The 23,066-nt window shown below is 46.4% G+C and carries 16 protein-coding genes; 4 read left to right on the forward strand and 12 right to left on the reverse strand.

The genetic code is table 11. The features are described from left to right. The first annotated feature begins 136 nt into the window (after window positions 1-136). Window positions 137-1,495, forward strand: coding sequence for a magnesium transporter (mgtE, locus tag IJ23_RS22565; protein ID WP_005381121.1), 1,359 nt, complete (start codon window positions 137-139; stop codon window positions 1,493-1,495). A 64-nt stretch (window positions 1,496-1,559) separates the two neighbouring features. Here the strand turns inward: mgtE and pmbA are convergent, their stop codons facing one another. Beyond that, a complete protein-coding gene (gene pmbA / locus IJ23_RS22570) occupies window positions 1,560-2,903 on the reverse strand; it encodes a metalloprotease PmbA (protein WP_033907409.1) in 1,344 nt (447 codons plus the stop codon). Window positions 2,904-3,013: 110 nt separating this feature from the next. On the opposite strand from pmbA, the gene yjgA reads away from it, so the two are divergent. After that, window positions 3,014-3,541 carry a ribosome biogenesis factor YjgA gene (yjgA, locus tag IJ23_RS22575; RefSeq protein WP_033907410.1) on the forward strand — a complete coding sequence of 176 codons (528 nt, stop codon included), beginning with the start codon at window positions 3,014-3,016 and terminating at the stop codon, window positions 3,539-3,541. Window positions 3,542-3,630: 89 nt separating this feature from the next. Here the strand turns inward: yjgA and IJ23_RS22580 are convergent, their stop codons facing one another. Further along, window positions 3,631-4,593 carry a D-2-hydroxyacid dehydrogenase gene (locus tag IJ23_RS22580; protein ID WP_017636188.1) on the reverse strand — a complete coding sequence of 321 codons (963 nt, stop codon included), beginning with the start codon at window positions 4,591-4,593 and terminating at the stop codon, window positions 3,631-3,633. A gap of 103 nt (window positions 4,594-4,696) precedes the next feature. After that, entirely contained in the window at window positions 4,697-5,449 is a 753-nt protein-coding gene (locus IJ23_RS22585) for a pseudouridine synthase (protein WP_017821305.1), read from the reverse strand. A gap of 342 nt (window positions 5,450-5,791) precedes the next feature. Between IJ23_RS22585 and IJ23_RS22590 the strand changes: the two genes are divergently transcribed. Beyond that, window positions 5,792-7,057, forward strand: coding sequence for an NRAMP family divalent metal transporter (locus IJ23_RS22590; protein ID WP_005381130.1), 1,266 nt, complete (start codon window positions 5,792-5,794; stop codon window positions 7,055-7,057). Between the two features lie 108 nt (window positions 7,058-7,165). On the opposite strand, the gene rapA is transcribed toward IJ23_RS22590, so the two are convergent. Beyond that, entirely contained in the window at window positions 7,166-10,075 is a 2,910-nt protein-coding gene (rapA, locus tag IJ23_RS22595; protein WP_033907411.1) for an RNA polymerase-associated protein RapA, read from the reverse strand. A 561-nt stretch (window positions 10,076-10,636) separates the two neighbouring features. Between rapA and IJ23_RS22600 the strand changes: the two genes are divergently transcribed. Continuing rightward, the gene (locus tag IJ23_RS22600) at window positions 10,637-12,013 is read left to right on the forward strand and encodes a PhoH family protein (protein ID WP_005381133.1); all 1,377 of its coding nucleotides are present in this window, start codon (window positions 10,637-10,639) and stop codon (window positions 12,011-12,013) included. Between the two features lie 66 nt (window positions 12,014-12,079). Here the strand turns inward: IJ23_RS22600 and tldD are convergent, their stop codons facing one another. From tldD to IJ23_RS22640, 8 genes are all read right to left on the reverse strand, one after another. Continuing rightward, the gene (gene tldD, locus IJ23_RS22605) at window positions 12,080-13,525 is read right to left on the reverse strand and encodes a metalloprotease TldD (protein WP_005381134.1); all 1,446 of its coding nucleotides are present in this window, start codon (window positions 13,523-13,525) and stop codon (window positions 12,080-12,082) included. An 11-nt stretch (window positions 13,526-13,536) separates the two neighbouring features. Further along, a complete protein-coding gene (locus IJ23_RS22610) occupies window positions 13,537-14,358 on the reverse strand; it encodes a carbon-nitrogen hydrolase family protein (protein WP_005381136.1) in 822 nt (273 codons plus the stop codon). Between the two features lie 33 nt (window positions 14,359-14,391). Next, the gene (locus IJ23_RS22615) at window positions 14,392-18,273 is read right to left on the reverse strand and encodes a YhdP family protein (protein ID WP_033907412.1); all 3,882 of its coding nucleotides are present in this window, start codon (window positions 18,271-18,273) and stop codon (window positions 14,392-14,394) included. Window positions 18,274-18,285: 12 nt separating this feature from the next. Continuing rightward, window positions 18,286-19,755 carry a ribonuclease G gene (gene rng, locus IJ23_RS22620; protein WP_005381138.1) on the reverse strand — a complete coding sequence of 490 codons (1,470 nt, stop codon included), beginning with the start codon at window positions 19,753-19,755 and terminating at the stop codon, window positions 18,286-18,288. An 18-nt stretch (window positions 19,756-19,773) separates the two neighbouring features. Beyond that, window positions 19,774-20,343 carry a Maf family protein gene (locus IJ23_RS22625; protein WP_005381139.1) on the reverse strand — a complete coding sequence of 190 codons (570 nt, stop codon included), beginning with the start codon at window positions 20,341-20,343 and terminating at the stop codon, window positions 19,774-19,776. 4 nt (window positions 20,344-20,347) lie between these two features. Continuing rightward, a complete protein-coding gene (gene mreD / locus IJ23_RS22630) occupies window positions 20,348-20,836 on the reverse strand; it encodes a rod shape-determining protein MreD (RefSeq protein WP_005381141.1) in 489 nt (162 codons plus the stop codon). Continuing rightward, complete coding sequence (gene mreC / locus IJ23_RS22635; RefSeq protein WP_005381142.1) at window positions 20,826-21,722, reverse strand: rod shape-determining protein MreC; 897 nt, start codon at window positions 21,720-21,722, stop codon at window positions 20,826-20,828. The genes mreD and mreC overlap by 11 nt, the downstream gene beginning before the upstream one ends. Window positions 21,723-21,872: 150 nt before the next feature. Beyond that, a complete protein-coding gene (locus IJ23_RS22640) occupies window positions 21,873-22,916 on the reverse strand; it encodes a rod shape-determining protein (protein ID WP_005381144.1) in 1,044 nt (347 codons plus the stop codon). Between the last annotated feature and the right edge of the window lie 150 nt (window positions 22,917-23,066).

A 23,066-nucleotide genomic window follows, 5' to 3' on the forward strand; every position in this document is an offset into this window, starting at 1 on the left:
TTTCTTACCTCCCATTATCTTTCTCTTCCCTGACCTAATAAATAAATTTGCTTAGTATCATAAGTTGTTATTAAAAGGCGCCTAGAATTAAGTTATTATTCAACGCATTGTAAATATCAGGAATTGGGAGGAATGAATGGCAGAGCAAATTGAATTCGACCAAGCTCACCAAGCCCTCCAAGAAGTCACAGAAGCGCTAGAAAATGGCCGCTTCGTCCATGTTCGTCGTCAATTACAGGACATGGAACCTGAGGATATCGCTCACCTTTTAGAAGCCTCCCCACGTAAGAGCCGTGAAGTTCTTTGGCAACTCACCGACCCTGAAGATTATGGTGAAATCCTTGACGAGCTGAACGAAGACGTCAAAGACAGCCTCGTATCCAAAATGGCACCAGAAGCGCTTGCAGAAGCGACAGAAGGCATGGATACCGATGACGTGGCTTACGTACTGCGTAGCTTGCCTGACAACCTGTCACGCGAAGTCCTGTCGCAAATGGACTCATCTGACCGCCTACGGGTCGAAACCGCCCTATCCTACCCAGAAGACACCGCGGGTGGACTGATGAACACCGACGTCATCACAATTCGTGGTGACGTAGATGTGGACGTAGTTTTGCGTTATCTACGTATGAAAGGCGAGCTTCCAGAAGCTACAGATGCCCTGTATGTGATCGATGAAGAGAGTAAGCTCATCGGTGAACTGCCGATCACGACGCTTATTACCACTCAGCCAGACGTAAAAATCATTGATGTAATGGAAGACGCGGACGAGGCCATCACCGTCGATACTAGCGACTCAGATGTTGCGAGTCTGTTCGAACGCCGTAATTGGGTATCTGCACCTGTTGTTGATGAAAACTTGCATTTGGTCGGTCGTATCACCATCGATGACGTGGTTGACGTTATTCGTGAAGACGCGGAACACTCGATGATGAGTATGGCGGGTATGGACGATGACGAAGATACTTTCGCGCCTGTTGTAAAATCAGCTCGCAAACGCAGTATCTGGCTTGGCGCTAACGTATTAGCCGCCCTTGCTGCTGCTTCCGTTTCTAATATGTTTGAGGCCACATTAGATCAAATGGCGGCCATTGCGGTATTGATGACGATTGTTCCGTCCATGGGTGGTGTCGCTGGTAACCAAACCGTCGCACTAGTGATTCGTGGTCTTGCTCTTGGTCATATCGGTGACTCAAACAAACGTGAACTGTTAATGAAAGAAGCCTCGATCGGCTTACTCAACGGTATCATGTGGGCGCTGATTATTGGTGGTATTGTTGTTGCTTGGAAAGGTAACTGGATGCTCGGAGGAATCATTTCCGCCGCCATGCTGACCAACTTATTGGTCGCAGGTATTGCCGGAGTAACGATTCCAATCCTATTGAAAAAAATGAACATCGATCCTGCTTTAGCTGGTGGTATGGCATTAACAACGGTGACGGATGTGATTGGTTTATCTGTCTTCTTAGGGCTTGCCACAATACTGATTACCTAACAGAAAAAACGAAAAAGCCTGATGAACACATCAGACTTTTTTGATTCTGAATTGCTAGAAAAGCTTATTCACCCGCCACTTTCATGCTATCCAGTAGGATAGAGCCCGTTTGGATTTGTGAGCGCGTTTCAATATCACTACCAACCGCCACAATCTTGGTGAACATGTCTTTTAGATTACCTGCGATGGTAATTTCTGATACTGGGTATTGGATTTCGCCATTCTCAACCCAGAAGCCTGCGGCACCGCGAGAGTAATCACCCGTTACCACGTTCACACCTTGTCCCATGACTTCTGTCACTAGAAGACCAGTACCGAGCTCTTTAAGCATTTGTTCGAAGTTTTGGCCTGTCGACTTCACGTACCAGTTATGAATCCCACCAGCGTGACCTGTCGGCGTCATCTTCATTTTACGTGCGGCATAACTGGTTAACAGATAAGTTGCTAGCACACCGTCGGTAATGATCTCACGGTCTTGAGTGTACACACCTTCACTATCGAATGGACTTGATGCCAAACCACGCAATACATGCGGACGTTCTGAGATATTGAACCATTCAGGAAGCACTTGTTTGCCTAGATGGTCAAGTAAGAAAGAAGATTTTCGGTACAAGTTACCACCGCTGATCGCCATAACGAGATGGCCAATCAAGCCTGTCGCAACATCAGCCGCAAACATGATTGGGTATTGACCTGTTTTTAGACGCTGCGCATCTAAGCGGTTAACCGTATTCTCTGCCGCCTTACGACCCACCGTTTCTGGGGTCCATAAGTCATCACGATGACGTGCCACGGTGTAGCTGTAATCACGTTCCATCTCGCCGTTTTGACCAACGCCAATTACACAACAGCTAGTACTATGGCGGCTAGACGCATAACTAGCTAATAAGCCATGGCTATTGCCATACACTTTCACGCCGTAATGACTATCATAACTCGCGCCATCACTTTGCTTGATTGCACTGTCATAACTTAGCGCCTCTTTTTCTGCTGCAATCGCCACATTGGCAGCATAGTCTGGATCGGGTGCGTCAGGGTGGAAAAGATCAAGCTCAGGGATCTCTTGCACCATGTATTCTTTTGCTGCAGGGCCTGCAAATGGGTCTTCAGATGTGTAATGTGCAATATCTAGCGCCGCTATAACGGTTTGCTCGATTGCCGCTTCACTTAAATCAGACGTGGAAGCACTGCCTTTGCGTTGACCTCGGTAAACGGTAATGCCCAGCGCACCATCGCTGTTGAACTCGACATTCTCTACTTCACCCATACGAGTTGAAACACTTAAACCAGTGCTTTTAGTAATTGCGACTTCGGCGGCGTCAGATTTTGCCGATGCAAGCTTTAAGGCTCTTGCGACGGCTTGCTCTAGCTCGGTACGTTGCTCAGCAACCTGCTGTTTAATATCCATTGTCTTTCACATCTTGTCTTTGATGAACAATAGGATAACAAGAATTTCGCTTTCTCCCCATGATTCTTGTTAAAATAGTCATAATATTAATCAAAACACAGGCAACTGAAATGGCACGTAAGAATCAAAAAGCGCCATGGGAACCAGAAGAAGAGATCATCTGGGTAAGTAAATCCGAGATGAAGCGAGACATGGAAGAACTGCAAAAGCTAGGTGAGGAGCTTGTCGGCCTCAAACCTTCAGTTCTAGAAAAGTTTCCATTGAGTGAAGATTTGCGAGAAGCAATTGCTGACGCGCAACGTTTTAAAAATGAAGCGCGTCGTCGCCAATTACAACGTATTGGTAAATTGATGCGTTACGAAGATCCAGAGCCAATCCAAGCCGCACTGGATAAAATTCGTAATAAGCACTCTCAATTAACGGCGGTATTCCACAAACTTGAAGCGTTGCGTGATCGCGTAGTGGAAGAAGGTGACAAAGCCATTGATGACGTAATGGAAATGTACCCAGAAGCGGATCGTCAGCGTCTACGCCAACTTGCTCGCCAAGCAGCGAAAGAGAAAAAATCTGGGAAACCAGCAAAAGCGTACCGCGAAATCTTTCAGCTCCTTAAAGGTCTAAACGAAGAAGAGTTTTAATTCGAGGGCTCACGCAATGAGCATTCGATTTAAACGCAAAAAGCAGACGTCAATGTCTGCTTTTTTTATCTTTGGTTTTACAGTCAGCGTTACACTAAGCGATTAACGCGGTCTCCGCGCTCGAAAGCGTTAATGTTCTCAATCAAGATTTCCGCTAAACGTTGAATAGATGAGTCGCTGCCCCATGCAACATGCGGTGTCAGTAACAAATTAGGTAAACTCATATTGGCAATCAGCGGATTGCTCTCATCAGCCGGTTCTTGTGTAAAAACATCAAAACCAGCCGCTGCAATTTCTTGCTGTTTTAAGGCATCCACCAGTGCGCTCTCATCCACCAAACCTCCACGCCCTGTATTAATCAAAATGGAGTTGGACTTCATTTGTTGCAACTCTGCTTGACCAATTAAATTCTGAGTATGATCGTTGAGCGGGCAATGCAAGGTCAGCGCATCGGAGCGTTTTAATACTTCCTCAAACGGCACATAACCAGGCCGACATTCTGCCGCCCCTTTACGCTCAGAAAACAACACGGTCATTCCTAACGCTTGAGCCAGATTCGCCGTCGCTTGCCCTAGTGCCCCGCTACCAACAACACCTAACGTGCTACCACCAATATCCCCGATTGGGTGCGTAAAAAAACAAAACTGCTGGTTACGCTGCCACTCACCTGCGGCAATATCTTGGTGGTACCCAAATAAATTCCGTCTTAAAGCGAATAACATTGACATCACATGCTCGGGCACCGAACGCGTCGCGTAACCACGTACATTAGCAACCGCAATATCATGATTAGCACAGTAGTTCACATCGACGTTGTTAAAACCAGTTGCGGCAACCGCGATCATCCGTAATTTTGGTAGTTGCTCTAATACATGTTGGTCAAGCAGGACTTTATTGCTAATCACGATATCGGCATCTGCTAACCTTTCTATTACCTGCTCAGGCGCAGTTAGGTCGTACTCACGCCAGTGGTGCGGAAAGCCAGGTCGTGGGACCTCAATATGTTCTGGGATGGTCGCTCGGTCTAAAAATACGATGCTTGGCAAAGACATAACAACTCCTTGTTCACGGCTGAAAGACAGGATACATCAACCACAGTAACGAAATAGCCAAAAATAGCGAACTAGAAAGAACCGCTGTTGAGTGCAATTGGCATTAAGGGTGTGGCAACGTTTTATAATCAGGCAATGTACGCTCTGGCGAAAAATAGTTAAAGATCATCGCCTCGGCTTCAGGAGAAAAGTCACAGGGTACAAAAATACTGCTCAACTGTTCTGTGACTGGGTGATAAAAACTTAACTCCGCAGCGTGCAACTCTAAACGCTCTGAAAACTGATACGCCTCTTCAGTTGCATAAAACTCATCACCAATAATCGCATGACCAATCGCCATCAAATGCACGCGTAACTGATGCGATCGACCAGTAATGGGCAGTAGTCGCACAACGGTCGTATGGGTGCCATCAGGGTGCACTTCACGCTTCACTACTTGGAATAAAGTTTGAGATGGTTTGCCGTCGTCAAAACATACTTTTTGTCGTGGACGATTTGGCCAATCACAAATTAATGGAAGATCAATATTCCCTTCTTGCGGCTCAACATGCCCCCAAACACGTGCGTAATACACCTTGTGAGTGAGGCGATATTGGAACTGCTTTTTTAATGCTCGCTCCGCGGGTTTGTTTTTCGCCAGCAACATCAACCCTGATGTCGACATATCCAAGCGATGCACAACTTGAATTTCTGGATGCAACTCTTTGAGGCGGCTCCACATGCTGTCGTAATGCTCTGCAAGGCGACCAGGGACAGACAGCAGCCCTGATGGCTTATTCACTGCCAGAATGTCGTCATCCTCAAAAACGATATCGACCCAAGGGTCGGTGGGAGGGGTATATTCAAGCATTGCCATGGGAGATCTCTACAAAATAAAAACGCCGCGATTATATACCCAAATAGCACCCAGATGCAGGATTCTGAAGAAAAGTTCAACCTAATAAAACAAAGTCAATCCTTTAGCATAAAAACTAAAAATAGCACGTTGTAAATTTAGTTTGACAACAAGACGCATAACTGAATAGAGTGCTAGATGCACACAGCATGATATTCGCAAAGAATACTTAAAATAAATACACCAAAACACAGCATTTAAAAGACATTACCGTTGCGCAGTATAGGGCGATCGCTCAGCTTGTCATGTACTGCGGTATGTATCTCTTTAGAAAGATACATAAGATAAAAAGGACAATAAGCAATGGACTCCGCCGTTATAGATAAACCCCAATCCAAACTTTCCTTATTTTTTCGTTCGCTAGGCCCCGGCATATTAATGGCATCTGCTGCGGTCGGTGGCTCTCACCTCGTGGCATCAACCAAGGCTGGTGCGATTTATGGTTGGCAATTGGCTGCACTGATTCTGCTCGTAAACCTGTTTAAATACCCTTTTTTCCGAGCAGGCGTACAGTACACCATGGGGACAGGGCTCACCTTGGTTGAGGGCTACGCGAAATTAGGCCGGCCTTATCTATGGCTATTTCTATTTCTGAGCGTGGTATCGGCCGTCATCAATACCGCCGCTTTGTTGATGTTTAGCGCTAGCTTGCTGGGCTACTTCATTCCGTTTTCACTATCAATGGCATCACTCAGCATCATTGTGATTGTCACCTGCCTGATCATATTATTTGCTGGCCATTACAAAGCGCTCGATACGCTATCTAAGGTGATCATGTCGGTGTTAACCATCGCGACTTTACTCGCTGTTTCTATCGCCTTTGGTAACCCTGTTGAGCAAGTAGCCAACTTCGAGCCGCCGTCACCTTGGTCTATTGCGGCTATTGGTTTTATCGTCGTGACAATGGGGTGGATGCCTGCACCGATAGAGATCTCCTGTTTAACCTCAGCATGGCTAAAACGCCAATCAAGCCAGCAAGAAGTAACATACCGCTCTGCTCTATTTGACTTTAATGTCGGTTATATTGGCACGGCGTTTCTTGCCATTATCTTTGTATCGCTAGGCTCTTTGATGCTTTATGGTTCTGGCGTTGCGCTTGAAAGCTCTGGCGTTGGCTTCTCCCACCAATTGGTTGGCTTATATGCGGCAACGATTGGCGAATGGTCTCGTTACTTAATCGCGGTAATTGCGTTTTTCTGTATCTTTGGCAGCACGATTACCGTTATTGATGGCTATTCGCGCGTTATTTCGGATTCTCAACGCCTACTGCGCTCACAACCAGACACTAACCCTAAAACCACTTCAGCGATCATGCTGGTAGTCTCCTTACTTGCATTAGGTATTGTGGTTTTCTGGGCTTCTGCGTTATTGCCTATGCTGAACTTTGCGATGATTCTCGCCTTTATGACCACGCCATTCTTTGCTCTGCTAAATTACACCTTAGTGAGCAAAACTGAGTTACCTGAGCCTTTGGCTGTTGGACCTAAACTAAAGTGGTTGTCGATTGCAGGCCTGATTTACTTGTTTGGCTTCTTGGCTGTATTTATCTGGTGGAAGTGGTTGATGTAAATGAGATAGCTATCAGTGATTAATGCATTCCGCATAAAGAAACTAAACCGTAAATAAAGAAAAAGGTCTTCAACTGAAGACCTTTTTTAATGAGCAATAAATACTTACTTAGTTGTGGCTCACCACAATCAAACGCAGCGAGTCGAGCTGAACCTGAGCTTGGTTGATATAACCAGTAAGCTCTTTAATTTGTGCGTCGATAGCTTCAATTTCTTCGTCACGAATATTTGGGTTCACCGCTTTCAGTGCTTGCAAACGCTCAAGTTCTGCATTCAAACTATGCTGCATATCTTGATGAGCTTGCTTGCGTACTTCTTCGACCTTCTCTTCAATAAGAACATCACCAGCTTCAATTAAGCGGTGTACGTCTTTCTGTACCGACGTAACCAACTTGCTACCTAAGTGACGGTTTACAGGGCTGAGCTGGCGGTTAAAGCTTTCAAACTCCACTTGAGCAGACAAATCATTACCACGCGAGTCCATCATTAAACGGATTGGCGTTTTCGGTAAGAAGCGCGCGATACCACTGCGTTTTGGCGCTTGCGCATCTACCGCGTAAATCAACTCAAGAAGAATAGTCCCGACTGGTAACGCTTTGTTTTTCAATAGAGATACCGCAGACGTCCCCACCCCTTCACTCATAAGAAGATCGATACCACCCTGGATCATTGGGTGTTCCCAACTGATAAAGTGCATATCTTCACGAGATAACGCTGTATCACGATCAAACGTGATCGTCGCTCCTTCGTATGGCAGACCTGGGTAGCTTGGCACCATCATGTGCTCAGATGGGGTCACAATCAGGGCGTTTTCACCTTTATCGTCTTGATTCAGGCCAATCGTGTCAAAAAGAGAAAGTGCGAAGGTGACCAGATTGGTATCGCCGTCAGTTGATTCAATTTTCTCAACGATTTGTTGTGCTTTTTCCCCGCCATTCGAATGCATTTCTAATAGGCGATCACGGCCTTGCTCCAATTGGGATTTCAGCTCTTTATTCATTTTTGCTGACGCTTCAATGATCTCATCTAGCGTGCTGGTATCACCAGAGGCAAGAATTTCAATCAGATCATCGGAGTACTTATCGTAAACAGCACGGCCTGTTGGGCAGGTTTCCGCAAAAGCGTTCAGGCCTTCATCGAACCAACGTGCTAAGATCGCTTGCGATGTGCCTTTCAGGTAAGGAACATGAATGTCGATATCGCGATTTTGACCGATACGGTCCAAACGACCAATACGTTGCTCAAGCAAGTCTGGGTTGAATGGCAAGTCGAACATGACAAGTTGGTTGGCAAACTGGAAGTTACGACCTTCAGAGCCGATTTCGCTACAGATAAGAACTTGTGCTCCACCTTCTTCTTGCGCAAAGTAAGCCGCCGCTTTGTCACGTTCAAGAATCGACATACCTTCGTGGAAAACGGTGGCGCGGATACCTTCACGCTCACGCAGTGCTTGCTCCAATTGCAGCGCGGTACTCGCACGAGAAGCAATCACGAGGATTTTCTCGCTGCGCTTCTCTTTTACTTTTTCAAGCAACCAATTCACACGCGAGTCAAACTGCCACCAGCTCGCGTCATCGCCTTCAAATTCTTGGAAAATTTCTTCCGGGTAAAGGTTCTTCATCGCACGTGCTTCAGAACTCATCTTACCGCCAATCATTCCAGCAACACGCATTGATGTAGTGTATTGCGGTGGAATATCCATTGGCATCAGATGCACGTTACGCGTAGGGAAGCCTTTGATGGCCGCGCGCGTGTTACGGAACAAAACACGCCCTGTACCATGACGATCCATCAAGTTATCGATCAGCTCTTGGCGTGCCGACGCTTTAGCTTCTTCGTCCGCTTCACTTTCAATAATACGGAAAAGTGGTTCTACGTCTTGCTCAGAAAGCAGTTCAGTAATTTGGTTTTTTGCTTCATTAGGTAGCTTTTCACCGGAAAAGAGTGAAGTAATCGCATCTGCTACGGGCGCGTATTGCTCTTCTTCCTCAACGAATGCTTCGTAAGCATAGAAGCGGTCTGGATCCAACAAACGCAGACGAGCAAAGTGACTCTCACGACCAAGCTGCTCTGGCGTTGCAGTCAGTAGCAACACACCTGGAGTACGTTCAGCCAAGCCTTCTACCACTTGGTATTCACGGCTCGGTTTATCTTGGCTCCATTCAAGGTGATGCGCTTCATCGACAACCAGTAGGTCCCATTCACCTTCCAGTGCTTGTTCAAAACGCTTGCGGCTCTTGCGTAGGAAATCCAAAGAACACAGCACATATTGCTGAGTATCAAATGGGTTTTCTGCATCCGCAAACGCTTCGATACAGCGCTCTTCGTCAAAGATAGAGAAATGCAGATTGAAACGACGCATCATCTCAACCAGCCATTGATGCTGCAGTGTTTCAGGCACCACAATCAAAATGCGTTCGGCACGACCAGACAGAACTTGTTGGTGGATGATCATGCCCGCTTCGATGGTTTTACCCAAACCTACCTCATCCGCCAATAAGACGCGTGGCGCGTGACGACGGCCAACTTCGTGCGCGATGTAAAGCTGATGAGGGATCAAACCTGCACGCATACCACATAGGCCACGCATTGGGCTCTTATGCTGCTCAAACTGGTTGGTTAGCGCACGGTAACGCAGAACAAAGTTGTCCATACGGTCGATTTGACCGGCGTACAACTTATCTTGAGGTTTGTTAAAACGAATTTGGTTGCTAAGGAAAATCTCACGCAGAACAACAGCGGTTTCTTGCGTGTCTTCACGAGTACCGAAATAGGTGTAAAGACCTTCATCTTCCAGTACTTCTTCTACTTTTAGAGACCAACCTTCTTGGCAATCGATGACATCCCCAACATTAAAGGTGACTCGGGTAACAGGTGCATCGTTACGTGCGTAAACTCGGTTTTCCTCTGACGCTGCAAACATCAATGTCACAGTACGAGCATCCATTGCTACAACGGTACCTAAACCTAAATCGCTTTCCGTATCGCTAATCCAGCGCTGCCCCAAAGCAAATGTCATGAATTGACTACCTCGTTATTAGTTCTTGATTCGTATTTCTTGTTGGTCTACTCATGCCCGTGGGCATGGATAATAGTTTAGATCTGATTCTGGCTTCTGCTATGCCGATAGCATTCGTCATTTCAGTATGAACTGAGTATTTTTTAAGCCAGCTCAACATGATAAATCGGACGTAGCCTATACGCAGAAAAAGGTCGCTAATCTTACTTGAAGCTGTGATTTAGGTCACGCCGAAACCGCACCAAGCAGAAACTTTTTTTCCCAAACTCTAAATGCAATCAAATTGTAAAATACTCATGCCAATTATTAAGTTGTAGAACGTAAATATTACGTATACTTCTAATGAGGGGCGTTTAAAACCATTGCATATGATTTAAGCGCGTTAGTACACGATTAGGATCAACACGGGTTTGCAGTAAGTTGTCTTGCTACTCGGTTGCACACTAGCCGACATCAGCCCGACAACCTCTATTGCAAGCAATCAGAGTTAGGTCACTTCACACCTATTTGGAAACGACCTAACAACTCGCATGCAGAGCCGTACTACGGCAAGGAGACGCTATGGGCGATACCGATCGGAAACTGTTTGTACTCGATACCAACATTCTTCTTCATGAACCCTTTGCCATCTTCTCTTTCCAAGAACACGATGTCGTTATCCCCATGACCGTGTTGGAAGAACTCGACCGAATCAAAGACAGTAAGCGCGACGTTGCAAGAGATGCGCGCGTGGCTATTCGCACCTTGGAAGATTTGTTTAAAGAAGCAACGCCAGATGAAATCTCTGAAGGCATTCCTGTTTCTAAAGACAACCCCGACCAAGGTACTATTTCCATTTTGGCGGATTTTGAACTGCAGGAAACCGTCAAAGCCTTCGCCGACAAAGCCGGTGACAACCGTATTCTCAACGCGGTGCTTTATCTGCAAAATAAACGTGCACCACGCGAAGTGGTACTGATCACGAAAGACATCAACATGCGTCTGCGAGCCAAAGGGGCTGGTGTACGCTTTGTTGAGGATTATAGAACCGACCAACTGATTGACGACATTCAATACCTAACCAAGGGCTTTCAATTGCGTGAAGGTGATTTCTGGAGCGGTATTGAGGAAGTAGAAAGCTATGCACTGGGTGGAAAAACTTACCATAAACTCAGTCGCGAACCCTTCGACCCAACCTTTATCAACCAATACGTTATTGATGAAGACAGTGACTTTGCTGGTCGCGTAGAAACCATCAATGAAGACAAGTTAACGCTTCTCGACCTGAGCCGCGAACGCCTAATGCATCGCAAGGCTTGGGACATCACACCTAAAAATATCTACCAGGGAATGGCGTTAGATGCCTTACTCGATCCAGAAATTGACTTGGTGATTCTAACGGGTGCGGCGGGTAGTGGTAAGACATTACTGGCAATGGCTGCAGCATTGGAACAAACCATTGAAAAAAGCATGTTCGATAAAATTATCGTAACACGTAACACGCCAGATATCGGTGAATCCATCGGCTTCTTACCCGGATCCGAAGAGGAGAAAATGATGCCGTGGTTAGCGGCGGTGACCGATACCTTGGAAGCACTACATAAACACGATCACTGCACTGAAGGCTCATTGAAGTACATCTGCGATAAAGCCAACATTCAATTTAAATCGATCAACTTTATGCGTGGCCGTTCGATTCAAAATGCGTTTGTACTGCTTGATGAGTGTCAAAACCTCACTGCATCACAAATCAAAACCATCATTACCCGCTGTGGTGAAGGAACCAAAATCGTCTGCTCCGGTAACTTGGCGCAGATTGACTCTCATTACCTCACCCCAGTGACATCAGGATTGACGTACATGGTTGAGCGCTTCAAGAACTTTGAAGGCAGCGCAAATATTCACCTCAACGGCGTGGTTCGTAGCCGCTTGGCGGAATTTGCTGAAGAAAACCTGTAATTGACACCGACTCGCAAAGCAAAAGAGCGCTCTAATGAGCGCTCTTTTTATAACGATTCGACTGAGTTACTCAGTGCCACCCACTGTCAGTGAGTCCAGCTTCAAGGTCGGCTGACCAACACCAACTGGCACACTTTGACCTGCTTTACCACATACGCCAACGCCCTTGTCGATACTTAGGTCGTTACCGACCATAGAGACTTGCTGCATTGCTTCGATACCTGAGCCAATCAACGTCGCACCTTTAACAGGGCGCGTAATTTTACCGTTTTCAATCAAGTATGCTTCGGATGCAGAGAACACAAACTTACCCGAAGTAATGTCCACCTGGCCGCCACCAAAGTTTGGCGCATACAACCCTTTCTCGACCGTCGAGATTATTTCTTCTGGCGTATGTTCACCTGGTAGCATGTAGGTGTTGGTCATACGCGGCATTGGTAAATGTGCATAAGACTCACGACGACCGTTACCTGTTGGGTTCACACCCATTAACCGCGCGTTTAGCTTGTCTTGCATGTAACCTTTCAGCACACCATTTTCGATAAGCGTGTTGTACTGACCGTTTACCCCTTCATCATCCACATTCAGTGAACCACGAAGGTCTTTTAACGTGCCGTCATCGACGATGGTACACAGCGAAGACGTCACTTGTTGACCCATTTTGCCAGAGAAAACCGAAGATTCCTTCCGGTTAAAATCACCTTCTAGGCCATGACCTACCGCTTCGTGTAGCAACACGCCAGGCCAGCCAGAACCCAATACCACTGGCATCATGCCAGCTGGTGCTGCTTCTGCTTCAAGGTTGATTAACGCCATGCGAATCGCTTCGTCTGCGTAATGAAAAGCTTGTTTCACACCATTGCTTTCCGTTAAAAAGAAATCGTAACCGAAACGGCCGCCGCCACCAGCACTACCGCGTTCACGTCGTTCACCTTTTTGTGCGAGCACGCTAATAGACAAACGCACCAAAGGACGAATATCGCCTGCATAAGTACCGTCTGTTGCCGCAACAAGCATCTGCTCATGCACACCGCTGATGCTGATCGAAACTTCTTTAATCAATGGTTCTTTAGTGCGGATGTAAGCATCTAGAGATTTGAGTAATTCTGTTTTTTGCTGCTTTTCCCATTCAGCTAGTGGATTCACAGCCGCGTAGTACGCTTGGTTTTCGGTGCGTTTAAACGCTTGGACTTTGCCATTTTGCCCTTGCTGAGCAATACCGCGCGCCGCCATTGCACTCTGCTTCAGGCCTTCAGGCTGGATTTGATCAGAGTAGGCAAAGCCTGTTTTCTCGCCAGTTACTGCACGGACACCAACACCACAATCAATGTTAAAAGAGCCATCTTTGATGATGCTGTCTTCTAGAACCAGAGACTCATGCCAGCTGGACTGAAAGTAAATGTCCGCATAATCGATCTGGCGCGTCGCAATGCTGGCAAGCGTGTCAGCAATGTCTTGTTCTGTCAGACCATTTGGGGCAAGGAGTGCCTGTTCTATTTGGTTTGTGCTCATAGTTAGCTCTTTTATTTCCGTCTCAATTCATTTTGAAAGCGACTGTGTTGAGTCAGCGGCATATTCTGCCTTACTTGTTGGCTTTGTGACAAATCTATCTCAGTCACCAATAAACCTACTTCATCCTGAAGCTGTTTATGGATACGTCCCCAAGGGTCAACGACCATTGAGTGTCCCCATGTTTTTCGTCCACATGGATGCGTTCCAGTTTGTCCGCTTGCCAAAATCCAACATTGTGTCTCAATCGCTCTAGCTCGCAATAATACTTCCCAGTGAGCTTGCCCCGTCACAGCGGTAAACGCAGCGGGCACCACAATGATATCCGCCCCTTCTTGACGCAATACTTTATAAAGTTCTGGGAAACGTAAATCATAACAAATACTCAATCCAACACTGCCGATATCAGTTTCCGCAACGACTATTTGATTACCCGCCATAAACGTATCCGACTCACGATAACTACCATAACCATCGGCTACGTCGACATCAAACATATGCAGTTTGTCATAGTGAGCAATGCATTTACCGTGCGGCGGAAATACAAGTGTTGTGGTGGTGACACCTTTTGCGGTTTGAATGGGCATGCTTCCGACAATTAGCGTTAACTGGTTCTTTCTAGCGATTTCACAGAGCCGCTGTTGAATCATGCCACTGCCAAGTGGCTCTGCATGTTGATGATAAGCTTCGCGACTGGAAAATAGCACTGTATTTTCAGGAGTAAGAACAAGTTTGGCACCTTGCTTGCTCGCTAAAGCACACTGTTTTTCAATGAAGTCCAAATTCGCGTTAATATCCGGACCCGAAGTCATTTGAATAATGCCAACACGCTCCATGTGTTTCCTCCCTATTCCATTATATTCGGTGAGTTATTTGGCCTGTTCACGCAGTTTTTCTGGCAGCTTATATTCACCTTTACTTCGCGAAATTTCTTTCACCGTTGGTGAATCTAGTGGGCCTTTCACTTCATAATTGACTTGAGTGAAGACCTCAACCACCGGAGATATCACCGTAGAGATGGCCAAGACATACAAAGCAGTTTGAGGCGCAACGGCAAACGCGGTCAGCATTGGTAGGCCTGATGTGATGTCTGGTGTGAATTTCACTTCCGCATCAACCATTCTGCTGTTCATATTAGCGATGCCGCGGATTTGCATTTCCCCTGCTAACGCATCCATTACGATATCATTGGTGATAAACACACCGTCTTGGATTTTGCCCGTTCCCGTGATCGAGTTGAATGCCATGCCTTTATCGAATACGTCGGTAAAGTCGAGCTGCATCTTACGGATGATAGAATCCAAGCTAAACAAGCCTAACAAGCGTGCCGCACCACTAACTTCACTGATCACGCCTTTACCAAATTCCGTTGAGACGTTTCCTTGCAAGGTTTGTGTCTTCATTGACCAAGGTGCGCCGTCCCATTCCATATTGGCATTGATCTCAAATGGTGCTTGTTGAATGCCTGATGTAATACCAAAGCGCTCCATAAGATCGGTGTTGTTATCACCTTTCATTTTCATGGTTAAGTTGGAATGACTACTCTCTTTCGTCAGGTCCCACCAACCACTCATATCAATGCGGTTTTTGCCGCTACTAAAGGTGATATTTTTCCACTCCAAGCGGTTCTGGCGACGCTGCAAATCAACATTCACTTTGCCCACTTTGTAGCCTTGCAGCCAAAAATCATCAATGTTCAAAGTTAAGTTTGGCATCTCAGCGTGAAACTTGCGGTCAAAATTGGTAATCAAAGGTGCGTTTTGATCTTCACTCGCAAAGATTGAACTGCGCTCTTTGGTCATCTCTTCAAACCCTGGGATGTACAGATGCAAGTGCTCTAGAGAGACCGATAGATCATAGGGTTTCAGATAGTTAGCTTTCCCTTTAACCTCTTGACTGTCCACATCGAGTTGCCAACTCAAATTTTTCTTGCTTGCTGAAAAATCCACATCATGAAACTCAATCCCACCGAGCTGTAAGTTTGGCGTTTCAACTTCAATGCGTGTCGGCAATGGAATGGTCGGCGTTTTCATGCTTGCCAAAACAGACGATGAAGGCTTGCTCTCAGAGACCTGCGCAAGCTCAGCCCATTGGTCTAAATTCAGTTCTTCGACACGCACCGAAGCATCGTGCCCGACAATAGGACTAATCCGGAAGCCACCTTTGCCAACCATTAAATGAGTCGCAGTCAGAACCGGGACATCGCCAGCGATATCTATCTCAGTTTGATACTTCACATTTGGGATCTGTAGTCTTGCTGAAATACTCTCTTGGTTGCCGGATGCTTGCAGTTTCGCTTGCCCAGACTCACCAATTTTTTTCGCTAAAGGATAAGGATATTGACTAGCCAGACGATTTAGCTGCGCCAGCACTTCAAGCTGATAAGTGAAACCAACATCATTGAGTTGCAAGTCAATGTCCATTTGCCACGGCGCATGGCCAGAAACAAGGTTTAACCAACGCTCACCGACATAGGGTTTGAGAGGCTCGACATCCCAATCTCCTAATGTATTAATTGTCACGTTGTAGCCTTGCTCCGCACTCTCTCCATGGAAATCAAGAGAGATAGGCTGTTGTAATAATTCGGCCGACAAACCCGATGTGGTAACCACATCATTGTCGAAGGTGATGCGCCCTGTGGCGTTTTCAAGCGTCATTGGCGGCGCTTCAATATCAACACGATTTTCTGTTAAATCTGCATAACCCCAAGCGCGAGACTCTTTCTCAAAATCAAACGGTATGTTGAGTTGAAACTCAGAGTAAACGGGCCCACTCACTTGCAGCGCTGTCAATGCGGCACCGACTGAATCCACTAATGGCGTCGCCATCATGTAGTCACGGACTTCATTACCCGGCGCGCTTGCTTTCGCTTCAATCTCGATGTGTCCACCTTCTGCCAACTCAGGGATTCGCCCAGTGATACGCTTGGCATGAACGCCATTTAGTGTGGCTGATTTTGAATCCAAATACATGGCATCATTTTCAAACAGCAAGTCTAGCTGCAAATCCGTGATGGTTGGCCATGCCGTATCAAAGCTAAATTTCGCGTCTTTTAATCCAACCCAAGCTTGGAACATGCCATTATGTTCTTTGTAAGGAAAATCACCTAACTCGCCATACCACAACAATTTCGCTGTGTTCACTTTACCGCCCTGAATCGCGGTCGAAAGATAGTCGGTCAAGTCTTGTCCAAGTGCCAGAGTCGGTAGATAGCGCCATGTCTCACCCGCGTTGTAGAGATCCGCTTCGGCATAGAACGATAAAAATGGGCTTTGTTCTTTTGGAAAATCAAGACGGAATGCCCCCAAGACTTGAAGATCAGGCGTTGCTGCCGTCACTTTATCCGCCCACAAACGCCAACCCGCATCATCTTGCTGCCAGATAATATCGACTTCACCTTGTTTGATATTCAGCGGAGCTTGGAATACATCGCCGTACGGAAAGACATCATCAATGACGGTGACTCTTGCTTTAGCTTGATTCACATCCCCCGATACGCTGCCCTGTACGTGATGAAACCCGGGTAGGAGCTCCCATTGTGTCATCGCGAGTTCATCCAGTTCAGCCGAGTAGCGTAAGGTGTCTAAACCACCGTTCATTGACAATCGGACATCTTCGACCCGACCTTTCGGTGCTAGTTTGTTAATAAGGTCACTGGTCGACTCTGACTCTGGAGCCAGCTTAATGAGCGGAATGAGTGCTTCAATGTCGAGTTGAGAGAGATTAAGCATCCAGCCGTTTGGTTGCCAATCAAACGCGACGTCTAGCTCTGGCCAAGGGGTATTATCGGTTCTGATCTGAAGTGAGTGGCCATTTACTTTCCAGCCTTGTTTATCTGGTCGAAGATTGAAAATTCCAGACTCAATAAACAGCTCATGATGTCCATCTTCATTCCACACCAACTCGGAAGGCAGCAATTCAACATAAGCATCATGCGGTTGGCTATGTTTGAGCGTTAGCCAAGTATTTAAGCTGACTTTACCCGACTCTGCTCCTGACTCTTCTTGCATGTAAGTGGTCAGCCAAGGTGTGACCGAGACATCTTGAGCACTCACGTAAAACTCACCAGATACATCGCGCAACGAGCCATGATCTTTAAAGTTAGCGCTTACTAACAATGAGTTCAGGCGAACATCGGCAATGCTAACCGTGCCTTCGGCTACGTGACGTTTCCCTTGATTGCTCCAACGAAGCTGCTCAATATCTAAACGGCGAGTTTCACCAGACACCGACTTATACCAAATCCGTGAATCGCTAATAGTGAAGTCTTCGAACTGACGTAAAAGAAGTGAGTCGAGTTGGTCAATGAGTTTCACTTCGCTCTTATCCACTTCAGGCTTCGGATCTTGACGATGAGAAGTCGGCAGAATGTCTACCGTGTGAATGTCTAAAGCGAGGTTATGAATGGTAAGGTCTGCAACTACAGGTTTAAGTTGAAAAAGAGATTGAATAAGGTCGAACTCAATTTGGACTTCTTCAACAGCGAAGCGTGCATCTTGCACGTTTGGTAGATTTGCCTCTAAACCCAGTAACGCAATTGAGGGATGATTATTGCGCCACGTCCCTGCGACATTGGCAATAGAAACGTCAAAACCTGTGCCTTGTTTGACCCAGGTTTTGATCTCATCTTGGAAATGGTTAAGTTGCGGCAGTGTGACGCGAAGCGTGGTTACTAATATGGCTAATAACACCAATACAGTAACTAAACTCCACGCACAAAAACGCCCAAAACGGTTAACACCAGAATTCACAAATGTTCCAAATTACATCATTACGACGTCAAACTGTTCCTGAATGTACAGGGGTTCAGCCTGAACTCGCACTTGCTTGCCAATAAATACTTCGAGCTCAGCCAACGCATGAGACTCATCGCCCAATAGCGCTTCAGCAACAAACGGCGATGCGTACACGACAAAATTATCGGCGTCGTAAGCACGGTTCACACGAGTAATCTCGCGTAATATCTCAAAGCATACGGTTTCGACCGTTTTCACGCTGCCACGGCCTTCACAAGTAGGACAGCCAGAACACAAGATATGTTCAATACTTTCTCGCGTGCGCTTACGCGTCATTTCAACTAAGCCAAGCTGGGTAAAGCCGTTGATGTTGGTTTTTACTCGGTCTTTCGCCAGCGCCGTTTCCAGTGAGGTAAGTACTCGCTGACGATGCTCTTCGGATGCCATATCGATAAAATCAATAATGATGATACCGCCGAGGTTACGTAAACGTAGCTGACGCGCAATAGCTTGCGTTGCCTCTATATTGGTATTGAAGATAGTCTCTTCGAGATTACGACGACCAACAAATGCACCCGTGTTGATATCGATGGTGGTCATGGCTTCGGTTTGATCGATGATCAAATAGCCGCCCGATTTTAGCTCGACCTTGCGCTCTAAAGAACGCTGAATTTCGTTTTCGGTGTCGTACATGTCAAAGATTGGCTTGTCACCTTCGTAAAGCTCAAGCTTATCTGTTAACTCCGGTACATACTCAGAAGTGAATTCTTTCAGGTTTTCATATTCAAGGCGGGAGTCGACCATGATCTTATCGAGCTCTGTGCCAACAAAGTCACGCAGAATGCGTTGAGCTAAGCCGAGTTCACCGTAAAGTGTTGAACGCGTTTTGTATTTTGAGCGACGCTCCATGACTTTTAGCCACAAACGCTTTAGAAATGCCGCATCTTGAGAGAGCTCTTTTTCATCAGCGCCTTCTGCCGCGGTACGAATGATAAAACCACCGTGCTCATCGCAGTAATGGTTCACCACCTTTTTCAAACGCTCGCGCTCTTTTTCACTTTCAATACGCTGCGAAACACCGACATGGCTGGCCCCCGGCATAAAAACAAGATAACGCGAAGGTAAGGTGATATCCGTCGTTAAACGCGCACCTTTTGTGCCGAGCGGATCTTTGACCACTTGCACAACAATGTCTTGTCCCTGGCGTACCAGCTCAGAGATATCACGGACTTGAAACTGCTGTTTTTCGTTTTCTGCCACACATTCGGTATGAGGAACAATATCTGACGCATGTAAAAACGCCGCTTTATCTAAACCAATGTCGACGAAAGCCGCCTGCATGCCTGGTAACACTCGGCTTACTTTGCCTTTGTATATATTGCCCACAATACCGCGACGCGATTCGCGCTCGATATGTATTTCTTGTAGTACTCCACCTTCAATCATGGCCACACGAGTTTCACTCGGGGTCACGTTAAGCAGCAATTCTGCACTCATGTGCACACCTCAAAACAATTATAAAAATTCTTGAATTAGCTGATCGGTTTCGAACAAAGGTAAGCCTACTACAGCGTGATAACTGCCTTCGATTCGGGTGACAAATCGCCCTCCGAGTCCCTGAATACCATAACTTCCAGCTTTATCGCATGGCTCTCCTGACTGCCAATATTGTTCGATTTCTTCGTGAGTCAGTGGTTTGAACCACACGTCAGTGGTAACGACCACTGAATGTTGTTGTTCCGATGATACAACGCTCACCGCAGTCATCACTTGATGGCGACGACCCGATAAGTCAGTAAGCATACGCTTTGAATCTTCAAAACTTTTTGGTTTTTCTAGCACACGGTCATCGCATACTACGACCGTATCAGAGCCCAATACAACGGAATCAGGCTTAGCCAACGCTAAGCCTGCCTGAGCTTTTTCCAAAGAAAGACGCAACACGTAATCTCGTGCTTGCTCATGAGCCTGTTTGGCTTCCTCAATATCAGGCAATACGATCTCAAAATCATAACCCAGTTGAGCAAGCAGCTCTTTTCTTCTCGGAGAACCCGATGCGAGAACGAGAGATAAGCTTTTCTTCACCGCTTTACCTTACGTGCCATGCACGACGAACTCGTCGCATTAATAAAAACATCCATGGCCAAAGTATACAGTTTATTGCCGCCGTCCACAGAGATAATGGATTAAATACTACGTCCTGGTTCAAATATTCCCCACAGAATATCAAAACTTCCAATAACGCAGTAAAAAAGGCAATTAAAATCGACTGTTGCCACAAAGCCATGTTGCGAATCAACAGGAAATTCAGCGCCACGAGGTAGATAACGATCGACATCATCATGCCACGAATTCCAAGCGTTGAGCCGATCAAGATATCCCATAATAAGCCCAACACTAGCGCAGTTCCGACGTTCACTCGGTGCGGTAGTGCCAACACCCAATAACACGTAACAAGGAACAACCATGAAGGGCGTAACACATCTAACACACCTGGCCATGGAATGGTTTGCAGTACCAGCGCAACGAAGAAACTGACGCCAATCACCATTCGGCTACTCAATACATTATTGGCCATCGGTTACCTCTTGTTCTTGCTCTAACCCTTCATCTACATTGGACCGCAGTACTTTGTGTTGACGGTCTTCATTCGGCCAAATCAGCAGTAGGTAGCGTAAGCGATCAAACTCCACAACCGGCTCAGCCTTGATTGAAGCGAACTCTTGACGCGTATCGTGATCCACATTGGTAACCGTCGCGACTGGGTATCCCTCAGGGTAAATGCCACCTAAACCGGATGTCACCAATAAATCACCAACCTGAATATCTGTGCTGGTTGGAATGTGCTCCAGTTGGATTTCATCCATTTCACCATTGCCCGATGCGATCACTCGGATATCATTGCGGATCACCTGGACAGGAATTGCATTTTTCGCGTCCGTTAGCAGCAGAACACGTGCGTTGTGCGCTGCGACAAACGTGACCTGACCAACGATGCCTTTCTCATTGATAACAGGCTGACCAACGTAAACACCATCAATACGGCCTTTATCGATCACCACTTGATGACGATAAGGTGAAGTATCAACCGCCATTACTTCTGTCACGACTTTCTTTTCATCACGGACAAATGAAGATCCTAACAACTTACGTAAGCGTTGGTTTTCTTCTTTATATTGGTCGAGCAAGATAAGCTCGCTTTTCAGGCGTAGCACTTCTCGCTTTAAGCTGCGATTGCCTTCAACCAATGCCTGATGAGAATTAAAACGTTCAAATACTCCATCGAACATACTACGAGGTAAATTCGCTGCGTACTGAATCGGTGCAACCATACTGTTTAGTAGGTATCGAACGTTGGAAAACGTATCTAGACGACTATCGGCCAGCATTAAGCTCGCCGACACGATGACAGCAAAAAACAGACGTAATTGCAGAGACGGACCTCTGCCGAAAATCGGTTTCATCTTGTTTTTGACCTGATTGCTTCCATGATTATTGAGCCTTACTTGGCAACCTAAAAATACTTAACTAAATACTTTTAGGTATGGAGCATGTTTGAATTACAGAGAGAGCAGAAATGAAGGTGAAGCCCGACATGAGCTTCACCTAAACCTTTATTCTTCAGAGAACAGATCGCCACCGTGCATGTCGATCATTTCTAGAGCTTTACCGCCACCACGAGCCACACACGTTAGTGGATCTTCCGCGATAACCACAGGAATACCAGTTTCTTCCATTAGCAGACGGTCTAGGTCTTTAAGTAGTGCACCACCACCGGTTAGTACCATACCGTTTTCAGAAATGTCTGAAGCAAGCTCTGGTGGGCACTGTTCTAGTGCAACCATGACTGCTGATACGATGCCAGATAGCGGCTCTTGAAGCGCTTCTAGGATCTCGTTTGAGTTCAAGCTAAAGCTTCGTGGCACACCCTCTGCAAGGTTACGACCGCGAACTTCAATCTCTTGAACTTCATCACCTGGGTAAGCAGAACCGATTTCGTGTTTGATCTTTTCAGCCGTTGCTTCACCAATCAAGCTGCCGTAGTTACGACGTACGTAGTTGATCACAGCTTCATCAAAGCGGTCACCACCGATACGTACAGACGATGAGTAAACCACACCGTTTAGAGAGATAACGGCAACTTCAGTTGTACCACCACCGATATCGACCACCATTGAACCTGTCGGCTCAGATACGCGTAAACCAGCACCAATTGCCGCCGCCATTGGCTCGTCGATTAGGTAAACTTCACGGGCACCAGCACCAAGTGCTGATTCACGAATTGCGCGACGCTCAACTTGGGTAGAACCACAAGGAACACAAACAAGAACACGTGGGCTTGGCTTTAGGATGCTGTTATCGTGCACTTGCTTGATAAAGTGCTGAAGCATTTTTTCGGTTACGTAGAAGTCAGCGATTACGCCGTCTTTCATTGGGCGGATAGCGGAAATGTTGCCAGGTGTACGACCAAGCATCTGTTTTGCTGCGTGACCGACTGCAGCAACGCTTTTTGCAGAACCTACACGATCTTGACGAATAGCAACTACAGAAGGTTCATCAAGGACAATACCTTGCCCTTTTACGTAAATTAGAGTGTTGGCTGTACCTAAATCGATAGATAGATCGTTAGAAAACATGCCACGAAGTTTCTTAAACATACTCTTCGCTCATCCTGCAAAAATATAGAAGACAAAAATTGCTCTAAATGTACCAATGCCTCGCTGTCACAGCAAGGTATTGGTACACAAACATGAGCAGAAAGCCTCAATTTCTTGCAGTTTCCTAACTTAAGGGCAAAAACCTAAGTT

The sequence above is a fragment of the Vibrio sp. OY15 genome (genome assembly GCF_000742455.1).
In the GTDB taxonomy this organism is placed as follows: domain Bacteria; phylum Pseudomonadota; class Gammaproteobacteria; order Enterobacterales; family Vibrionaceae; genus Vibrio; species Vibrio alginolyticus.